Source organism: Polaromonas sp. A23 (assembly GCF_002001015.1).
Classification (GTDB): Bacteria; Pseudomonadota; Gammaproteobacteria; order Burkholderiales; family Burkholderiaceae_C; genus Polaromonas.
In genome coordinates this window covers 1-17591 of the sequence record NZ_MUNO01000002.1, presented here as the reverse complement: position 1 = coordinate 17591, position 17591 = coordinate 1, and the positions used below count along the sequence as shown (strand labels likewise).

At 61.7% G+C, this 17591-nt stretch carries 13 protein-coding genes; 4 read left to right on the top strand and 9 right to left on the bottom strand.

Annotation, left to right across the window (positions count from 1 at the left end; genetic code table 11):
- Window positions 1-7: 7 nt before the first annotated feature.
- The 6 genes from B0B52_RS00555 to B0B52_RS00530 all read right to left on the bottom strand — a co-directional run bounded on the left by B0B52_RS00555 (window position 8) and on the right by B0B52_RS00530 (window position 7635).
- Complete coding sequence (locus B0B52_RS00555; protein ID WP_077591662.1) at window positions 8-1087, bottom strand: YCF48-related protein; 1080 nt, start codon at window positions 1085-1087, stop codon at window positions 8-10.
- Window positions 1087-2445: a DUF1329 domain-containing protein gene (locus B0B52_RS00550; RefSeq protein ID WP_077591661.1), complete on the bottom strand. Its 1359-nt coding sequence runs from the start codon at window positions 2443-2445 to the stop codon at window positions 1087-1089. Before B0B52_RS00550 ends, B0B52_RS00555 begins: the two co-directional genes overlap by 1 nt.
- A 23-nt stretch (window positions 2446-2468) precedes the next feature.
- The gene (locus B0B52_RS00545; RefSeq protein WP_077591660.1) at window positions 2469-4139 is read right to left on the bottom strand and encodes a DUF1302 domain-containing protein; all 1671 of its coding nucleotides are present in this window, start codon (window positions 4137-4139) and stop codon (window positions 2469-2471) included.
- 55 nt (window positions 4140-4194) lie between these two features.
- Window positions 4195-5331: an ABC transporter substrate-binding protein gene (locus B0B52_RS00540; RefSeq protein WP_077591659.1), complete on the bottom strand. Its 1137-nt coding sequence runs from the start codon at window positions 5329-5331 to the stop codon at window positions 4195-4197.
- A 38-nt stretch (window positions 5332-5369) separates the two neighbouring features.
- Window positions 5370-6137, bottom strand: a complete 768-nt coding sequence (locus B0B52_RS00535) for a coniferyl-alcohol dehydrogenase (RefSeq protein ID WP_077591658.1) — start codon at window positions 6135-6137, stop codon at window positions 5370-5372.
- 82 nt (window positions 6138-6219) lie between these two features.
- Window positions 6220-7635, bottom strand: coding sequence for a benzaldehyde dehydrogenase (locus B0B52_RS00530; RefSeq protein WP_371327348.1), 1416 nt, complete (start codon window positions 7633-7635; stop codon window positions 6220-6222).
- A 296-nt stretch (window positions 7636-7931) separates the two neighbouring features.
- On the opposite strand from B0B52_RS00530, the gene B0B52_RS00525 reads away from it, so the two are divergent.
- Window positions 7932-9734 carry a sigma-54-dependent Fis family transcriptional regulator gene (locus B0B52_RS00525; RefSeq protein WP_077591656.1) on the top strand — a complete coding sequence of 601 codons (1803 nt, stop codon included), beginning with the start codon at window positions 7932-7934 and terminating at the stop codon, window positions 9732-9734.
- Between the two features lie 36 nt (window positions 9735-9770).
- Here B0B52_RS00525 and B0B52_RS00520 read toward each other — a convergent pair whose 3' ends face one another.
- Genes B0B52_RS00520 through B0B52_RS00510 form a run of 3 tightly spaced genes read right to left on the bottom strand, consistent with a single transcriptional unit; the run spans window position 9771 to window position 12769 of the window.
- Window positions 9771-10544 (bottom strand): glycosyltransferase family 2 protein, encoded by a 774-nt coding sequence (locus tag B0B52_RS00520; RefSeq protein ID WP_077591655.1) that lies wholly within the window; start codon window positions 10542-10544, stop codon window positions 9771-9773.
- Between the two features lie 39 nt (window positions 10545-10583).
- Window positions 10584-11396, bottom strand: coding sequence for a lysophospholipid acyltransferase family protein (locus B0B52_RS00515; protein ID WP_077591654.1), 813 nt, complete (start codon window positions 11394-11396; stop codon window positions 10584-10586).
- 20 nt (window positions 11397-11416) lie between these two features.
- Window positions 11417-12769 carry an NAD(P)/FAD-dependent oxidoreductase gene (locus B0B52_RS00510; protein WP_077591653.1) on the bottom strand — a complete coding sequence of 451 codons (1353 nt, stop codon included), beginning with the start codon at window positions 12767-12769 and terminating at the stop codon, window positions 11417-11419.
- 421 nt (window positions 12770-13190) lie between these two features.
- Between B0B52_RS00510 and mutS the strand changes: the two genes are divergently transcribed.
- Genes mutS through B0B52_RS00495 form a run of 3 tightly spaced genes read left to right on the top strand, consistent with a single transcriptional unit; the run spans window position 13191 to window position 17448 of the window.
- Complete coding sequence (mutS, locus tag B0B52_RS00505) at window positions 13191-15743, top strand: DNA mismatch repair protein MutS (protein ID WP_077591652.1); 2553 nt, start codon at window positions 13191-13193, stop codon at window positions 15741-15743.
- 15 nt (window positions 15744-15758) lie between these two features.
- The gene (locus B0B52_RS00500; RefSeq protein WP_077591651.1) at window positions 15759-16586 is read left to right on the top strand and encodes a proteasome-type protease; all 828 of its coding nucleotides are present in this window, start codon (window positions 15759-15761) and stop codon (window positions 16584-16586) included.
- A gap of 19 nt (window positions 16587-16605) precedes the next feature.
- Complete coding sequence (locus tag B0B52_RS00495; RefSeq protein ID WP_077591650.1) at window positions 16606-17448, top strand: alpha/beta hydrolase; 843 nt, start codon at window positions 16606-16608, stop codon at window positions 17446-17448.
- The last annotated feature ends 143 nt before the right edge of the window (window positions 17449-17591 follow it).

Genomic DNA, 17591 nt, shown 5'->3' with positions numbered 1-17591 from the left:
TGTTTTTTCAGTGAACCGGCAGCGCAGGCAAGCGTCGCATGCCACGCAGGCTTGCCAGTACCAGGCTGCCGTCGGCTGCCAAAGCGACGCCGGAAACCGGAACCGGCTCACGTGCCGGGATGCGCCTCAGGCCAGACCCGCTTGCGGCACCCATCAAAGCATCACCCGCCTGGCTCATCAGCACAAAACCGCCATCAGGCAAAGCCATGCCGGCCCCCAACGCCATGGGTACGCCGGTGTCAAGCTTGTCCCAGTGCGCGCCCTCGTCCGTCGAGCGGTAGGCCGAGCCGCGCAGGCCGTAGGCCACCAGCGCGCCGCCCCGGGTTCGCAGCAGGCCGAAATAGCTGCCCTTGTACGGCGACTGCAACACGGTAAAGCTGGCCCCGCCGTCACTTGAACGCAGCAGCAAGCCCTGCTCGCCGGCGATCACCAGCGTGCGGCCATAGGCGCGCACGCCATACAGATGCAGGGTTTTCGGGTTGGGCAGCCGCGGCCCCCACGCGGCCCATGTCTTGCCGCCGTCTTCGGTAGCAAACATCAGGTTGTAAGCACCGACGGCAAAGCCGCGCCGGGCATCCACAAATTCCAGGTCAAAAAATGGCTTGTCCGCGCCTTCTTTCACCAGTTGCTCTGCCTGCACCATGGCTTTGGTGTCGCCGCTGCGCTGCGCAGCCTGCTTCACCAGCTCGGCCGCCTGGATCCCATCGAGTTGCTTTTCCCAGGTAGCCCCGGCGTCAACGCTGCGCAAAACGACGCCCAGATGTCCTGCCGCCCAGCCTGTTCGCTCGTCAGCGAAACACACGGCTGTCAAGGTGGCTTGCACGGGCACCTGCGCCTGTCGCCAAGTGACGCCATGGTCATCCGACAGCAACACCGTGCCGCGCTCTCCCACCGCCACGAGCCGGTTGCCGGCCCGTGCCACGGCCAGCGTGGCCGCGCCTGACGCCTTGGGTGTGACAAGGGCAGGCTGTGACAACACGGCGGGCCTGTTGGCAGCCCACGCCGGGAGAGTGGCCGCAGCCACCCAACCAAGCAACCCCGCCAGGGCTGCACGTCGCGCAGCACGAGGCCGGGCAATTCCGGTCATCAGCGGGCGCCTTCGCTGGACAGGGATTCGGCGCTGAAGAAAGAGCGCGGAATCGGGGGCTGCACTTCGTACTGCTTGGGCAGCTCGTTGGAAGCCATGTTCAGGTAGTAGGCGCCGGTCTGCATGTCATAACCACCCCACAGCACAACGTTGCTCACTGCTGGAATATCTGGTGCCGTCAGCATCAGCGCGTAGTTGGTACGCCAGAGCTGGCCTTTGGCATCCCAGCCGTCGAACAGGGCGATTTGCCATGAGTCCTCGTCGATGTAGTACTTGCGCTTGGGCACCACATGCCGCTTGCCGGCGGCCAGCGTGGCCTCGACTTCCCACACGCGATGCAACTCCCAGCGCACTTGCGCGGGGTTCAGCGTGTTGGGCGTCACCAGGTCTTCGATCCTGGCGGAAGCTGCACGATTGTTGTTGTAGGGAATGTAGATTTCCTTTTTTCCCACCAGCTTGAGTTCGTGCTTATCGATCGGGCCAAACAAAGTGAAGGCCTCGTCGAACAGGCCGATGCCGGACGTTACCGAATCGGGCGTGTCGTAGGCCACGGATGGCGCCTTGCGCACGCGGCGCTGCCCCACCAGGTATTGCCACAACCCGCGTGGCGCAGCATCCGAGACACCATCGAGCGCCAGGATGGCTTCGCCCGCCTTGGAGCCCGGCGCGTTGACCACCAGCTTGCCGTACTGGTAATAGCCGTCGAACTTTTCGGCGCTGCCGTCCTTGTCGTAGAAGGCCTGGCGGATGGTTTGCGTGCCGCCAGAGGCCATGGTGCGCTTGCCGTCGGAGGTCACTACCCACACACGCATTGGCATGGCGAAATTGCCGCCGCGCCAGGCTGTGCGCTGGTTCCACATGGCTTCATAGCCGTCTTTTGGAATCGGAAATGGCGTGCCGCCAAAAGCGCCTTCCATGCCATAACCGCCTTCAATGGTCTTGGCCCGGGTGGCGTTTTTGAAGGTGTTGTCATAAACCGATTGCGGTGCCGCCGCGGTGCGGTGTGTGGGATACACATCAATGCGGAAGTCGGGGTATTTTTTCATCAGCGCCTGCACGCCGTCGGTCAGCTTGTCGGCGTGCTGTGCCATGTTTTTGGCGTTGATCGACAGGATGGGTTTTTCGTTGGGGTACAGGTCGGGTCGGGCGTCGCCGTTCTTGTAGCCCGGCGTCGCCTTGGCAAGGCCGCCCTCCCATGGCGGGATGGTGCCTTCCTTGTTACCGGCCTTTTCCGCGCCCATCGGGGTCAGGGAGGTCTTCAGTTTGGCGGCCTCCTCCGCCGTAACGGCGGCCTGGGCGGACATCGCGCCGGCCAGCAGGGCTGCCACGAGCAATGAGTGTTTTGCGGTCTGCATCATGATGGTTGTCTCTGTAATGTTTTTCAAAAGGTGCGGGAAGCGGTGAAAGAGATGAAGTTGCGGTCTTTCAGGGTTTGCCCATAGGACAGCATGCGGGTGGGAGTGCGCGCGTCAGTGACGGTCAGGGTGTTTTCCTTGCCGAAGAAGGAGGTGTAGTTCAAACCGAGATTCCAGACGTTCTGGTATTTGCCCTTGATGCCGATGCTCACATCGCCTGACTTGCTGGCACCGCCGGCAAAGTTGACAACGGCCGCGGACCGGCCGGCAAAGTTGTAGCCCAGGCCCAACGGAAACGACAGGTCCAGGCCTGGCAGCACCTGGAAATACTGCGGCTCGAAGATCATGCGAAAAGCCGCTGCGTTGCGCGTGGTGTTGGGGTCAAGCCCTCCGAACCCGACGCTGCTGGGGTTCTTGGTCACGCTGAGTAGCCGGTTCCAGGCCAGTTCCGCAACCAGAGCGCCGCCATCCCACAGACTGGATTTATTGAGCACATAGATACCCGACAGATTCACATGCGCCGTCTTGCCGGTGGCATAGCAGGGATTCGCGGGAGAACCATCGCAGTTGGACGGTGGCATGAAGGGCGCACCGCCCAGCACGGCCGGGTCGCTGGCCAGCGGTGCATCTGTGCGCACCGAGCCTTCCAGCGCCCAGTTGAGCTGCCCTATCGACGACGTGACACTGGCACCGAATGTCTTGATGCCCTTGGCGTAAACGTTGTGCACGTTGCCCCTGATCAGGTCAAACACCGGAACAGCGGGGGTTTTGTCGTTGTAGCGCGCCGCATACAAGCCGTACTCGAAATTGCTGCCGGCCGGTGCCCAGCGCAACTGGGCACCGAATTGACCATTGTTGCCCGGCGTTTGATCCTTGCTGTTGTCGGTCAGCAGGACCGGCGGCAATGGGGGGCCGAAATAGACCCGGCCGCCGCCGATATAGTCCTGGTTCGAAAAATAGCTGCCAACGCCCGGAATTTTGCTGGGCCGCCATTTGAGCTGGTAGTAACCGCCCAGGGTCAGTCCTTCGGCTACCTGCAAGGTGCCTGAAATCTGCTCCACTGGCAGCAGCACTTCCTTGAACTGCCAATTAGGTACCGAGACAATCTTGGCGATGTCCACCGGCCCCTGCGCGTTGGCAATTCCGTTCTGGCCGAAGAACAGGCTCTCGCCATACTGCAGCGCATGTTTGCCGACTCGGACGGAAGCCGGCATGCTGCCGATCGAACCCTTGCCCCAAACGAACGCATCAAGCACCTCGTCGCCGCGGCCATGCTGGTCCCTGGTTGCAGGAACAAACTGATTTACCGCCTGTCCAGGGAAGTTGCTCACGCCCGCCGTACCGGTGTTTGCATTGGTACGCAGATATACCGAGTCGTACCAGGCGGCGTGGCTGACGCGCAAGCCCCAGTTGTTGCGGTTGTAGTCAAACTCTGTCAACAGATCGACGCGGTTGGAAATCAGGCCCTTCTTGAAATTAAGGTCTCCGTCATTCTCATTGGTCACGCCACCGTCGCCGCGAGCTGCCGGCGAGGTGAGCACGGCGGAGGGATTTTGCAGCCGATAAGCCGCGCTGTACTTGGGTGTGAAGTCGAACCGGATTTTGGTTTCCGGGTCAGACGAATCTAATTCGAAGGCGTGGATGGCGGGCAGCGCGAGCGCGACTGCTACCGCCACCAGAGTGCGGCGATGTTTCATGGGAGTCTCCTTTTTTTTGTGGGAAGTGCGGACTTTGTGTCCAGTGTTTTTTTCTTCAGCGCTGCAGCACGAACTGCCCGCCGTCGATCTTCAGCATCACGGCAGCACGCTCGTCAAAGCCGATATGGTCTGCCGGTGTGAAGTTGAGAACACCATGCGAGATGACGATTTCCTTTTCGCTCTCCAGCGCATCGCGCAGCGCCTGGCGGAATTCCGGCGTGCCCGGCTTGGCCTTCTTCAGAGCCAGCGGCACGATACGTTGAAGCACTTTCAGCGCGTCGTGGGCATGGGCTCCGAATTGCGTGCGCGAATTCGCGCCGTGGGTCTTTTCGAAGGCATTCACATAGTCAAGCGCCACCGGCTTGATCGGGTTGTTGGCGGCAAGCTGCTCAGCCACCAACACGGGCCCCGCCGGCAGGATCGCCCCGTTCATGGCCTTGCCGCCCACACGCACCAGGTCAGGTGAGGCGGCTCCGTGGGTTTGGTAAATGGGGCCACTCCAGCCACGGTCGCGCATGTTGATCTGCGGCATCGCGGCAGCTGAACCGGCACCCACGATCAGCACCGCATCAGGCTTGGCCGCGATGGCCTTCAAAGCTTGCGCGGTAATGGCAGTGTCTTGCGGCGCGAAGCGTTCGGTGGCAACGATCTCCAGTCCGGCCTTCCTGGCCGAGGCTGTGAAAGCCTGCAGCCACATTTCGCCATAGCCTTCGTTCCACCCCAGGAAAGCCACCTTCTTGATCTTGTCAGCCACCATGCGCTTGGCCACCGCATCGGACATCAGCGACACAGGTTGCGGCAAAGGGAAAGTCCAGTCGTCCTTGCCACCGGGACGAGGCGCTGGCGCCAAGGCCAGTTGCACCGTTTTCGCCTTGGAGGCCACTGGGGCCATGGCGAACACCCCCGGCACGCCCGAGGAACCCAGCAGCAAATCAGCCTTGTTCTCGATCACGAATCGGCGCGCATTTTTTGCCGCAGCTGTTGAGTCTGACGCATCGTCGAGCACAACCAGCTTGATCTTCTCCCCCGCAATGCGGTCGGGCCAAAGGTCCAGCGAGGCTTTGACCGGCAGCCCCAACGAGGCCAGTGGCCCCGTCAGTGACAGACTCACGCCAATATTGATGTCGGCGTGTGCCGTGCCCGCCAGCGCGAGCAGCCCCGCCACGGCAGCTTTTCCCAGGATGTATTTCATGATGTCTCCGTTGATCGTGTTTATTTTTTGGAAAGGTTTCAGAGGTAAGTCGAGGCCAGGCCGCCATCGACGGGAATGTTGGCGCCGCTGACCCAGCGCGCCGCGTCGCTGCACAGCCAGGCAATCACGGGAGCGATTTCGTCAGCGAAGCCGGGTCGCAGCATCCGATGGGCATCGGCCTGGACCCGCTCCTGGCCCAGCATGGCCACGAAGTCACCCAGAATCGGCGTGAACACCGGGCCGGGTGCCACACAGTTCATGCGCACCCCTTTGCCCAGAAACCACTCCTGCGATTGGGTGGCATTCCAGACAATCAAGGCTTCCTTGAAATACTGGTAGCAGGTTGCCTGCGGAACCGGGTGGCTCTTCAACCACGCCGCGCCGGCCTCAAAGCCCTTGGCTGCCGCCAGTGCCTTGTGCTCGGTGAGCCGCTGCGGCCATTCGGCTCCCAGAATGGAAGCCACGTTGACGATGCTGCCGCCGTGCGGCATGCGTGCCAGCACCTTTTCTGTCAGATGCCTCAGGCCCAGGTAGTTCACCCGCGCCACCAGCTCACCGTCCGCCGTGCCGGGTACGCCGGCGATATTGCAAAGGGCGTCGATGCGTTCCGGCAGTTGAGCCACAGCGGCGTCAATGGCGGCAGGCGTGCCAAGATCGGCCTTGATGAAACCGTCCAGGGTCAGGCTTGGATCATTGCGGTCCATGCCGATGACTTTGGCACCCTGGAAGCGCGCGAGCCGGGCCACCTCGGCACCGATCCCGGACGACGTGCCGGTAACCACAACGGTCTTTCCCTGCAAGCTCATACAGCCCCCTCAGGAAGCGAGGCGAAAATTGCGACATGTGAGTTCATGGAGTCTCCTTGAAGTAATAAGTCGAAAGCGCGGTTTAGAACGGGAACATGGGCGCGGTGTCCTTGACGGTCATCCATTGCCATTGGGTGTATTCCTCCCAATCGGACGTGCCTCCCACGCTGGTGCCGTTGCCCGCAATGCCGGGGCCGCCGAACGGATTGACACAATCGTCATTGACCGTCTGGTCGTTGATGTGGACCATGCCGGACTTCAGCTGCTGTCCCAATGCCATGGCACGGCCCACAGATTTGGAAATAACGGCGGAAGCCAGGCTGCCGGTGTTGTTGTTGGCCAGCTCAACCGCTTCTTCATCAGTGGCGAAAGTGATGATGTTGGCCACCGGTCCGAAAGTCTCTTCGTCAAACACACGCATACCGGGTTTGACACCCGACAACACCGTCGGCTTGTAGAACAGGCCGTCGTAGGTTCCGCCGGCCTCCAGCTTGGCGCCGGCCCTGACGCTGTCCTGCACGATGGCATGCACGCGGTCGCGCTGGCGTGCATCGATCAAGGGCCCGAGAGCGACCTGACCCGTGGCCCCGTCGCCAACCGGTAAATGCGTAGCTTTCGCAACAAGGCGCTGCAGCAGCTGCGCTGTGATGCTTTCGTGCACGATGATGCGATTGGCTGCCATGCAGATCTGGCCCTGGTGCAGGTAGGCGCCCCAGGCAGCATTGCTGGCCGCAACGTCGAGGTCGGCATCTTCCAGAATGATCAGTGAATTGGCGCCGCCCAGCTCCAGCGACACCTTCTTCAAATGCTTGCCCGCAAGCTCACCGATACGCCGGCCCACTGCGGGTGACCCGGTGAAGGCGATCATCGGCACCAGCGGGTCGGTAACCAGGGCTTCACCGGCTTCGGCGTCGCCGGGCAAAACCTGCAACAAATCCTTGGGCAAACCCGCTTCCGCAAAAATGCGCGCAATCATCAGGCCACCAGTCACCGGTGTGCGGGTGTCGGGTTTGATCACCACGGCATTGCCGGCGGCCAACGCCGGTGCCACCGCGCGAAGCGTCAGGATCAACGGGAAATTGAACGGCGAAATAACGCCCACAACGCCGTGCGGCATGCGGCGGGCAATGCTGATGCGCCCCGGCACACTCGGCAGGACATGCCCCTGGGACTGCAGCGGCATGGCTGCTGCCAGATGGCAAATCGTGATGGCCTCACGGATTTCATGCTGCCCTTTGGGAAGAATGCCACCGGTTTCACGTGTGGCGTATAGCGCAAGTTCGTCGAAGTGCTGCTGAAACAAGGCGCCTGCGCGGCGGAATACGTCGGCCTTTTCACGCGGGGGCACAGCGACCCAGGCTTTCTGCGCGTTCGCCGCTGCCTGCGTGGCCGTGGCCACGTCGGCCGCATTGGCAATTCCCACCGTGCACATCACCTGCCCGGTTGCGGGCTCGATCACTTTGCGTTCTCCGCCGCCCAGAGACGCGTGTTCCAGCATAGAAAAATTCAAAAAAACCATCGCATCCGATGCACCCATTTGCTTGTTCCTTCCGGTTGTTTGATCAGCTCGCCACATTGGCGTGTCGTGCATCTCTATCGCAATGCATGTACCAACCAGACTTGCAAGGACGCGGTTGATGCGCTGCATCACGCTCTTTTTCAGTCGAAGAATCAGAAGATACCCTAGGTGTAATTGCTGCAATGCAGCACATGGAAATCACTCATTATTTTTTGATCAAATGGTTATAAAGTTGAATCAATTTTTCGCAATTGATCAAATTAAGGAGCAAAGCCATGCGCGCATCTGATCGCATCTCCCTCGCCGATGTGGCCCGCGCCACCGGTGCTGCCCTGGGCAGTTTCGACAGTGCATCGGTGACCAAAGCCCTGGGCGGTTTTGCCAGCACGCACATCGGCGGCGACACGCACCCGACGATTGCGGACATCAGCGAATGCCTCTTTTTCTCACCGGGGGACGGACGCATCTGGCTGCAGGATCAGCGCATGGTCTTGCTGCACACCGAAGCGCTGGGCTCCATGCGGCGTGAAATGATCGACAGCCTGGGCATCGAGAAAGCCAGAGGCCTCTTTACCCGCGCCGGCTACGTCAGCGGCGCCCGCGACGCCCAGTTGGTACGCAAGCATTGGCCCGATGCCGACCCGCCGGCGGCGGCCATGGCGGGTACACGGCTGCACGCGCTGGAGGGCGTAGTGAAAGTGGAGCTGGTCAGCGTCACCTACGACCCGGACACCAGTGGCTACGAAGGTGAGTTCCTCTGGCACAACTCCAGCGAAGACGACGAACACATTGCGGCCTACGGAATCGGCGGCTCACCGGCCTGCTGGATGCAGGTGGGCTATGCCACCGGATACGTCAGCACACTGTTTGGCCGGCTTATCGTCTTTCGTGAAACCATGTGCCGTTCCATGGGCGAGGCGCACTGCCGCGTGGTCGGGAAGTCGGCAGACAAGTGGGATGACATCGAAGAAGACATGCGTTACCTGAACGCCAGGGAGTTTGTCGATACGGCGGCCTACGCGCGCCCGCTCCCCCGCGCCGCCGAACTTCCCGCGGTCGACGCGCCAGCAGGAGATGCGATGGTGGGGGCGTCGTCCGCATTCAATGCCGCATGCCATCAGTTAAGCCGCGTGGCCCGCACCTCCGCCACCGTGCTGTTCACGGGCGAGTCAGGCGTTGGCAAGGAAAAATTTGCCAGCATGCTGCACAAGATCAGCCCGCGCAAGGACCAGCCCTTTATCGCCGTGAACTGTGCCGCCATCCCGGAAACCCTGGTCGAGTCCGAGCTCTTTGGGGTGGAGCGCGGCGCGTACACAGGAGCCAGCCACTCGCGGCCAGGCCGCTTCGAACGAGCCAGCGGCGGTACGCTTTTTCTCGATGAGATCGGTGCGCTGAGCTTTGTTGCCCAGGGCAAGCTGCTGCGCGCCCTTCAGGAAGGTGAGATCGAACGCGTAGGCGGCACGCGCGGGATTTCGGTGGATGTGCGGGTGGTGGCGGCCACCAACGAAGCCCTGCGCCAGGCCGTCCGGGAGGGCAGGTTCCGCGAGGACCTGTTCTTCCGCCTCAACGTGTTTCCCATCCACCTTCCGCCGCTGCGCGAGCGGCGCGACGACATACCCTTGCTGATGACCCACTTCCTGAACCACTACCGGCGCAAGCATGGTTGCAATGCCGGGGGCTTCACCCACGCAGCGGTGCGGGCGCTGCTGAACTATGACTTTCCAGGCAACATCCGCGAACTGCAGAACCTGGTCGAGCGCGCCGTGATTGCCGCCGATGTCGACGGATTGATCGATGTCCATCACCTGTTCACAGGTGGCGAGGCCCTGAACGCTGACATCATGACCCTGCGTATGCAGGGAAGCTCAGGTACCTTGAATTTTTCGGCACCTGCCGCCACCTCGGCAGCACTGACACCAAACATGAAGGTAACGGAGCATTCGCTGGAGCAGTCCGAGCGCGACATGCTGCAACGGGCAATTTCCGCATGCCATGGCAATCTGTCCGCCGCCGCACGGCAGCTCAAGACGACCCGGCCGAAATTGGCCTACCGGGCCAGGAAACACGGCCTTATTTGACCCGTCAACAGCACCGTTGCGGGCGAGAATGCCCTATTACTTCCCGCCAAGCCGCCGCGCCAGCAGCAGCGGTAGGCGCAACACAAAGCCGAAGAACAGGCGTGAGTGCATCCAGGTCAGCAGCACGTTGTCGCGCAGGTAATTGAAGTGCGACACACCGCCTTCGTCGGGCCGGAAATATTTGACTGTCGCCGGAAGGTTGATTGGCTTGACACCAAGCCAGCACATGCGCACCACCGCTTCGGGGTCAAAGTCGAAGCGCCGCATCCAGCGGTTGCCGTGCATGACGCGCTGCAGCGGCGCTATCGGATAAACGCGAAAACCGAACAGCGAATCCCCAATGCCGGCCCACAGGGTTTCCAGGTTGGCCCAGACGTTGGACACCTTGCGTCCGTTCACGCGGATGCGCGGTGCGTCGGCGGCAAACACCGGCATGCCCAACACCATGGTGCCAGGCTGCGCGCTTGATGCAGCCATGAATTGCGGAATCAGGTGCGCCGGATGCTGGCCGTCGGAGTCCATGGTCAACACATGGGTGAAGCCCTGCGCCGCAGCCAGGTCGATGCCGTGCAACACCGCGGAACCCTTGCCGACGTTCTGCGGCAGCACAATCACGCGAAGGCCTTCGTCCTGGGCCGCCATGGCCTGCAGGCCGGCGGCGCTGTCGTCGGTGCTGCCATCCACCACCACCCAGACCGGTGTCCATTGCGCACGTGCGGAGCGGACAGTGTCATAGACCTTGGGGCCGGGGTTGTAGCTGGGTATCAGGACCAGATGGGTCTGGTGCACGCTCGGAACGGAAGCAGTCATCGCTGGAACCTGGCAAAAAATGGGGCCAGACCCTGGGGATCAGGGCGGCGGTGAAACGGGAAAACCGGGCAACTGCGCATGCGCCAGCTCGGTCTGGAAATACTTTTCGAGCTCGCTGACAAAATGCGCCGTATGCTGCGGCGGATCAAAACGCTTGCCGAGGCGAACCCGGTAAGTGATGGGCATTTTAGGGGCTTGCAGCAAGGGCCAGCCCTTGCCCAGAAAGCCGGAACTGGTTTCGATGAAAACAGTCTGGACCGATACACCGGCTTTTTTTGCAATCAAGCCAGTGGTGCCTTGCAAAGGCCCCACAGGAAAACGCGTGGTGCGCGTTCCTTCTGGAAACAGCAACAGGTGGCCTCCCTGCTGCAGGTCATCCACCGCCAGCTGCACCATGGTACGCAGCGGGGTGTTTCGGATGTAGCCGGCAAGCCGCGCGCCCGCCCCATAAAAAACACTGTTCACCAACTCCGCCTTCATGATGCAGGCCGCACCAGGCAAACGTGACAGGATCATGAGGGCATCCAGCAGACACGGATGGTTGGGCGCGATGATCATGGGTGGCGCATCCCGCAACGCATCCAGTTCCGAGAGATCGAACCGGCAAGCCCCCATCAGCACCAGGAAACGCAGGTAACGCCGGGTCATGAGAGTCACGAGCCGGCGGCCTATCCGTTTGCTCATCACCCGCGGAAGTAAGGCGCGTATCGGGAAAGCCAGTAAGGTCACCGTCAGGGACATCAGGCCCAGCAGCAGGTAGCCAAGATGCAGGCGGATTGTTTCGTGGAGAGCCTGGCGGCGTGCAGGCATCGGCAGCGGTTCGGTCAGGAGAGTATTCGACTTGTGGGCCATACGGTCTTTGCTTTGCCCGGTCAGCGTGCGGCGGAAACCGCATCGTCCACTACCCGGATGTTGGCCTTGCGCATGCGCGCAGCCTGCCATGACCGCTTGAAGTTCAGGGCCGACGAAATATAGAAAATACCCTTGAGCAGAGCCAGGGAACCCCAGATCGGTGTCTTGCCGAAAATGTCGCCGGCAAGCATGGACAGAAGCGCTTCTTTCACCCGCCAGATGTTACGCGGGCCCATGAAGAGGTCGCGCATGGTGGGATTGGTGACGCGGTAGATGAACCACGAGAACTCTTTCGGCCCCTTGCGCACCTGCCGGTCAAAATACGCCAGCGCCGCCGATGCCCTGGCAGGCTCCCGCAAGCAGGTGTCGACAGTGTCGGCTGCGACAAAACCGCCCTGCATGGCCAGCATCACACCGGACGAGAACACCGGGTCAATGAATGCAAAGGCATCACCGATCATGACGTAGTTGGGGCCATGCGTGCGGTCGCACGCATAGGAAAAATTGCCGGTGGCCTCGACCTCGGACGACAGCGTCGCATGGGCCAGCCGCTCGCTGAGCGCCGGACACAGGGCAATCGTGTCGAGAAAAAACTCCTTCACCGGCTTGCTGCGGCTCTTGAGGTAATGCGGCCAGACCACCGCGCCTATGCTGGTGGCACCGTCGGCTAGCGGGATGAACCAGAACCAGCCGTGGTCAAACCAGAAAATGGTGATGTTGCCTTCGTCCTGGCCCGAGTGCCGCGTCGCACCGGTGAAGTGTGCATACAAGGCCGAGCTGTTGTGTTTGGGATTGCGCCGCTTGATGTCAAACTTTTTGCCCAGCAGAGTGTCCCTGCCGGAGGCATCCACGACAAAACGGGCACGCCACTGGCAGGCACTGCCACTTTCGTATTCAGCATGCACCGTGGCACCGCTGTGGTCGGGAGCAAAAGCGACTTCCCGCACGCGGCAGCCTTCAATCACTTCGGCGCCCATCTTTGCAGCGTTGCGGATCAGGATTTCGTCGAACTCGGAGCGCCGCACCTGGTAGGAAAAAGGCATGGATTTGTCCCAAGCGTCGCCAAACATGAAAGTCTGGCTTTTGGCCTCGTGCCAGGGCGAAACAAATTCAGCACCCCATTTTTCGATTCCGATGGCCCGAACGGCCTCTGCCACGCCGAGTCGTTCAAGCAATGCCAGATTGGCAGGCAGCAGGGATTCGCCGATATGAAAGCGCGGATGGTGCTCTTTTTCAAGCACCACCACCTTGTGACCCCGCTGCGCCAGCAAGGCACCCACAGTGGCTCCCGCTGGGCCGCCGCCAATCACGAGAACATCGCATTCGCCCACCGTTGCGGCCGAAGGGATGGTCGGTGATTCCAGCTCGGTCATGAGGCGTCCTTTTTTGGGAGTTTCGAGCTCGCCGCTAACCTGCTGGCTGGCCGCGGGAATGTCGTGAAGCGCGACTGGCGCCCCTACCCAAGGAGTTTACCGTCGGGAAACGACGCTTTTGTAGTGAAATGTCCCGGTTTGTGTGATTTACAACCAACCTTGTCACCCGGCCTTGACGGCGAATTGTTCGGTAGCGTTCACTTTGCGCCAAACGCCCCCTCTTGAACTGTCTGGGACTGTTCGGCAGATGCTATTATTTTCCCGGCCATCGCAGGCTCGCCTGCCACAGCCCTGAGTTCGCCCCTGTAGTTCGCCCTTGTACTCAGTCACCCACTGCCATCGCCTGATCCCTTTGAACCACCCTGCACTTCCTCCAGATATCGCCGATCCAGCCGCTGCGGGCAATGGAAAACACACGCCCATGATGCAGCAGTATCTGGGCCTCAAAGCGGACTATCCCGACACCCTGCTGCTCTACCGCATGGGCGATTTTTACGAATTGTTTTATGCCGATGCCGAAAAAGCCGCACGCCTGCTCGATATCACGCTGACGCGCCGCGGCCAGTCGGCCGGCGAGCCGGTGGTCATGGCCGGCGTGCCCTTTCATTCACTGGAAGGCTACCTCGCCAAGCTGATCAAGCTGGGGGAATCGGTCGCCATCTGCGAACAGGTTGGCGACGTCGCCACCGCCAAGGGCCCGGTGGAGCGCAAAGTCGTGCGGGTGGTCACCCCCGGCACGCTGACCGACACCGAGCTGCTCAACGACAAGACCGAGTCCATCCTGCTGGCCGTGCACCAGGGCTTGCGCAACACCTGCGGTCTTGCCTGGCTCAGCGTCACCCAGGGCGAGATCCATCTGGCGCATTGCACGCCTGACGAGCTCGAAGCCTGGATTGCCCGCATAGCGCCCAGCGAGCTGCTCTATAACGTCGATGTCACACCCGCTTTCGAGCAGCGCCTGAAAACCCAGCGCTGCGCCGTGAGTGCCCGCCCTGCATGGCAATTTGACTCAGCGCTCGGTGCGCGCCGGCTGCTGGCGCAACTGCAGGTAGCCTCGCTGGCATCGTGGAATGCAGAGGCGCTGCCCGAAGCGCATGCGGCGGCGTCTGCGCTGCTCGGTTATGCCGAACACACGCAGGGTCGCGCGCTGTCCCATGTTCACAGCCTGCAGGTGGTGCGATCGGGCGAGCTGATCGAGCTGCCCCAGACCACGCGGCGCAACCTTGAACTGACGCAGACCCTGCGCGGCGAAGACTCTCCCACCCTGTTTTCGCTGCTCGACAGCTGCACCACCGGCATGGGCAGCCGCGCCCTGAAAAGCTGGCTGCTGAGCCCCCGCCGCGACCGCGCCCAGGCGCAGGCGCGGCTCGACGCCATCACGGCGCTGCGCGGCGGCCTGCAGCAGACACTGCGCACCGGACTCAAGGGCTGCAGCGACGTTGAACGCATCACCGCGCGCATCGCGCTGCGCCAGGTGCGCCCGCGCGAGCTGGTGGCACTGCGCTATACGCTACAAAAAACAGAGCTACTTGCACCCGAAAACAAAGGGCTACCGGCACTTTTGACTACTATTTTTGAGGATTTAAGCCCTCCTGCGGCCTGCGAAACGCTGCTGGGCCGTTATGTGCTCGACGAACCCGCAGCGCTGATCCGCGACGGCGGCGTGATCAACCACGGCTGCGACGCCGACCTCGACGAGCTGCGCGCCATTCAGACCAATTGCGACGACTTCCTGCTCGACCTGGAAGGCCGCGAAAAAGCCCGCACCGGCATTGCCAACCTGCGGGTGCAGTTCAACAAGGTGCACGGTTTTTACATTGAAGTCACACAGGGCCAGCTGGACAAGGTGCCCGACGACTACCGGCGCCGCCAGACCCTGAAGAACGCCGAGCGCTACATCACGCCCGAACTCAAGACGTTTGAAGACAAGGCCCTGTCGGCGCAGGAACGTGCGCTGGCGCGCGAGAAATGGCTGTACGAACAACTGCTCGACGAACTGCAGCAGTTTGTTCCCGCCCTCACCCGCCTGGCGCGCGCAGTGGCCTCGCTCGATGCGCTGTGCGCGCTGGCCGAACGTTCGCTCACGCTCAACTGGGCAGCCCCGCTGTTTGTGAAAGAACCGTGCATTGAGATCACCCAGGGCCGGCACCCGGTGGTCGAGGCGCGGCTGGCCGAAACCACCGGCGGCTCCTTTATCGCCAATGACTGCGGCCTGGGCGGCAAGAGCCGCATGCAGATCATCACCGGCCCGAACATGGGCGGTAAATCCACCTACATGCGCCAGGTGGCCATCATCGTGCTGCTGGCCAGCGTGGGCTCGTATGTGCCGGCCAGTGCTTGCCGGCTCGGCCCCATCGACGCCATTCACACCCGCATCGGTGCGGCCGACGACGTGGCCAACGCGCAGTCAACCTTCATGCTGGAAATGACCGAGGCCGCGCAGATCCTGCACGCCGCCTCGCCGCACTCGCTGGTGCTGATGGACGAGATCGGCCGCGGCACGTCCACGTTCGACGGCTTGGCCCTGGCTGGCGGCATTGCCGCGCACCTGCACAACAAAACCCAGGCCTTCACGCTGTTTGCCACGCATTATTTCGAACTCACCGAATTTCCCGCACGCCACCATGCAGCGGTCAACGTGCATGTCAGCGCAGTCGAGTCCGGTGCCAATATCGTCTTCCTGCACCACATCGAGCCCGGCCCGGCCAGCAAGAGCTACGGTATTGCCGTGGCCAAACTCGCCGGTGTGCCGGCAGCGGTCGTCAACCATGCGCGGCACGCGCTGGACGCGCTGGAAACCCAGCAAACCGCCAGCCGCGCCCAGGTGGACCTGTTTGCTCCACCACCCGAGCGGCCCGCCGCCGAACCCAGCGCCGTGGAAAAAGCGCTTCACGGCATTGACCCCGACGCTTTGAGCCCTCGCGAAGCCCTCGACGCCCTTTATCAACTCAAAAAGCTTTCCAGAGCGGATTGACCTACCATCGCTTCCATGACTTATTGCGTCGCCATCAAACTCAACGCCGGACTGGTGTTTCTCTCCGACTCCCGGACCAACGCGGGGCTGGACCAGATCAGCACCTTCCGCAAGATGATCATCTATGAAAAAACGGGCGACCGCTTCATGGTGCTGCTGTCGGCCGGCAACCTTTCCATCTCCCAGTCGGTGCGCGAGATCCTGCAGGTCGAGCAGCTCAAGGACCCGGACGGCGGCCCGCCCATCACCATATGGAACGCCAAAAGCATGTTCGATGCCGCACGCGTGCTGGGTGCGGCCATCCGGCGCGTGCACGAGCGCGATGCGGACGATCTCAAACATGCCGGCGTCGAGTTCAATGTCTCGCTGATTTTTGGCGGCCAGATTCACGGCGAAGGCATGCGCTTGTTCCAGGTGTATTCGGCAGGCAACTTCATTGAGGCCACCCCGGAAACGCCGTACTTCCAGGTCGGCGAATCCAAATACGGCAAGCCGGTGCTCGACCGCGTGATCACGCCTGAAACGCCGCTCGATGAAGCAGCCAAATGCGCACTGGTCTCGATGGACTCCACCCTCAAGTCCAATCTCTCCGTCGGCCTGCCGCTGGACATGGTGGTTTATGAAGTCAACTCGCTGCAAAGCGACAAAGTGGTCTGCATCGACCACGAGAACCCCTACTTCCGCATGCTGCACAACAACTGGGGCAAAAAACTGCGTGAGGTCTTTGACAGCATTGAAGACCCGATGTGGACCGGCGGCGAAACACAGGTGCCGCTTCTGACGCCGCTCACGCGCAACCAGCCCCTGAAAAAAATCACCTCGCCTGAGGAAAAGCTGATTTGATGTGATTTGAAAGGGTCCCGTGCCCGCCTCCACCAAGCCCCTCATCGTTTTCTCCCACGCCAACAGCTTTCCCGCAAGCACTTACGGCGTGCTGTTCCAGAGCCTGAAAGAGCGCGGTTTTCAGGTCAAGGCAATTGAAAAATTTGGCCACGACCCACGCTACCCGGTCACCAGCAACTGGCCGCACCTGGTGCAGCAATTGGCCGACTTCACCAGCGAGCAGGTTGAAAAAACCGGGCAGGCAGCCTTTCTGGTCGGCCATTCGCTGGGCGGTTTTTTAAGCCTGATGTGCGCCGCGCGCAACCCCGTTCTCGGCGGCCAGCCGGTGCGCGGCGTGTTGCTGGTCGACTCGCCGATTCTGGGTGGCTGGCGCGCCGCCGCACTCAGCGTGGCCAAACGCGCACGGCTGGTAGGCTCCATTTCTCCCGGTGCCGTCAGCCGCAAGCGCAAGCACCAGTGGTTGGGGGTGGACGAAGTGCTTGCGCATTTCCGCAGCAAAAAGGCTTTTGCGCGCTGGGACGAGCAGGTGCTGCGCGACTACATCGAACACGGCACGCATGACGCTCAAGGTGAAGATGGCAACCAGCGCCTGCTGAGCTTTGACCGCAATGTGGAAACCGCGATTTACAACACCCTGCCGCACAACCTCGACGGCCTCCTCAAGCGCCATCCGCTGAAATGCCCGGTCGCCTTCATTGGCGGACGGCAGTCAACCGAGATGAAACAGGTGGGCATGGCCCTGACCGAAAAAATCGTCAAAGGCCGCATCACCATGCTCGACGGCAGCCACCTGTTCCCGATGGAAAACCCGGTGGCTACTGCTGCGGCCATCGAGGCCTCGCTGCGCAACATGACGGGCTGATCGAGGTCCCGCAGAATCTGTCATTGCGGGCCTGACCCGCAATCCATGCGAATTGAGTTGCGGTGTTGGCGAGATGTTTTCAGGCATCACGCTGCGCCTGCGGTCCGTTCTCGCCAGTAGTTTCAACTCCCCACTCCCAACCC

What these genes read in the sequence shown, in the direction of transcription:
- B0B52_RS00510 (WP_077591653.1), bottom strand. Translation starts at nt 12,769, where the DNA reads ATGACCGAGCTGGAATCACCGACCATCCCTTCGGCCGCAACGGTGGGC.
- B0B52_RS00530 (WP_371327348.1), bottom strand. Translation starts at nt 7,635, where the DNA reads ATGCTGGAACACGCGTCTCTGGGCGGCGGAGAACGCAAAGTGATCGAG.
- mutS (WP_077591652.1), top strand. Translation starts at nt 13,191, where the DNA reads ATGATGCAGCAGTATCTGGGCCTCAAAGCGGACTATCCCGACACCCTG.
- B0B52_RS00525 (WP_077591656.1), top strand. Translation starts at nt 7,932, where the DNA reads ATGCGCGCATCTGATCGCATCTCCCTCGCCGATGTGGCCCGCGCCACC.
- B0B52_RS00540 (WP_077591659.1), bottom strand. Translation starts at nt 5,331, where the DNA reads ATGAAATACATCCTGGGAAAAGCTGCCGTGGCGGGGCTGCTCGCGCTG.
- B0B52_RS00555 (WP_077591662.1), bottom strand. Translation starts at nt 1,087, where the DNA reads ATGACCGGAATTGCCCGGCCTCGTGCTGCGCGACGTGCAGCCCTGGCG.
- B0B52_RS00515 (WP_077591654.1), bottom strand. Translation starts at nt 11,396, where the DNA reads ATGGCCCACAAGTCGAATACTCTCCTGACCGAACCGCTGCCGATGCCT.
- B0B52_RS00500 (WP_077591651.1), top strand. Translation starts at nt 15,759, where the DNA reads ATGACTTATTGCGTCGCCATCAAACTCAACGCCGGACTGGTGTTTCTC.
- B0B52_RS00535 (WP_077591658.1), bottom strand. Translation starts at nt 6,137, where the DNA reads ATGAGCTTGCAGGGAAAGACCGTTGTGGTTACCGGCACGTCGTCCGGG.
- B0B52_RS00545 (WP_077591660.1), bottom strand. Translation starts at nt 4,139, where the DNA reads ATGAAACATCGCCGCACTCTGGTGGCGGTAGCAGTCGCGCTCGCGCTG.
- B0B52_RS00550 (WP_077591661.1), bottom strand. Translation starts at nt 2,445, where the DNA reads ATGATGCAGACCGCAAAACACTCATTGCTCGTGGCAGCCCTGCTGGCC.
- B0B52_RS00520 (WP_077591655.1), bottom strand. Translation starts at nt 10,544, where the DNA reads ATGACTGCTTCCGTTCCGAGCGTGCACCAGACCCATCTGGTCCTGATA.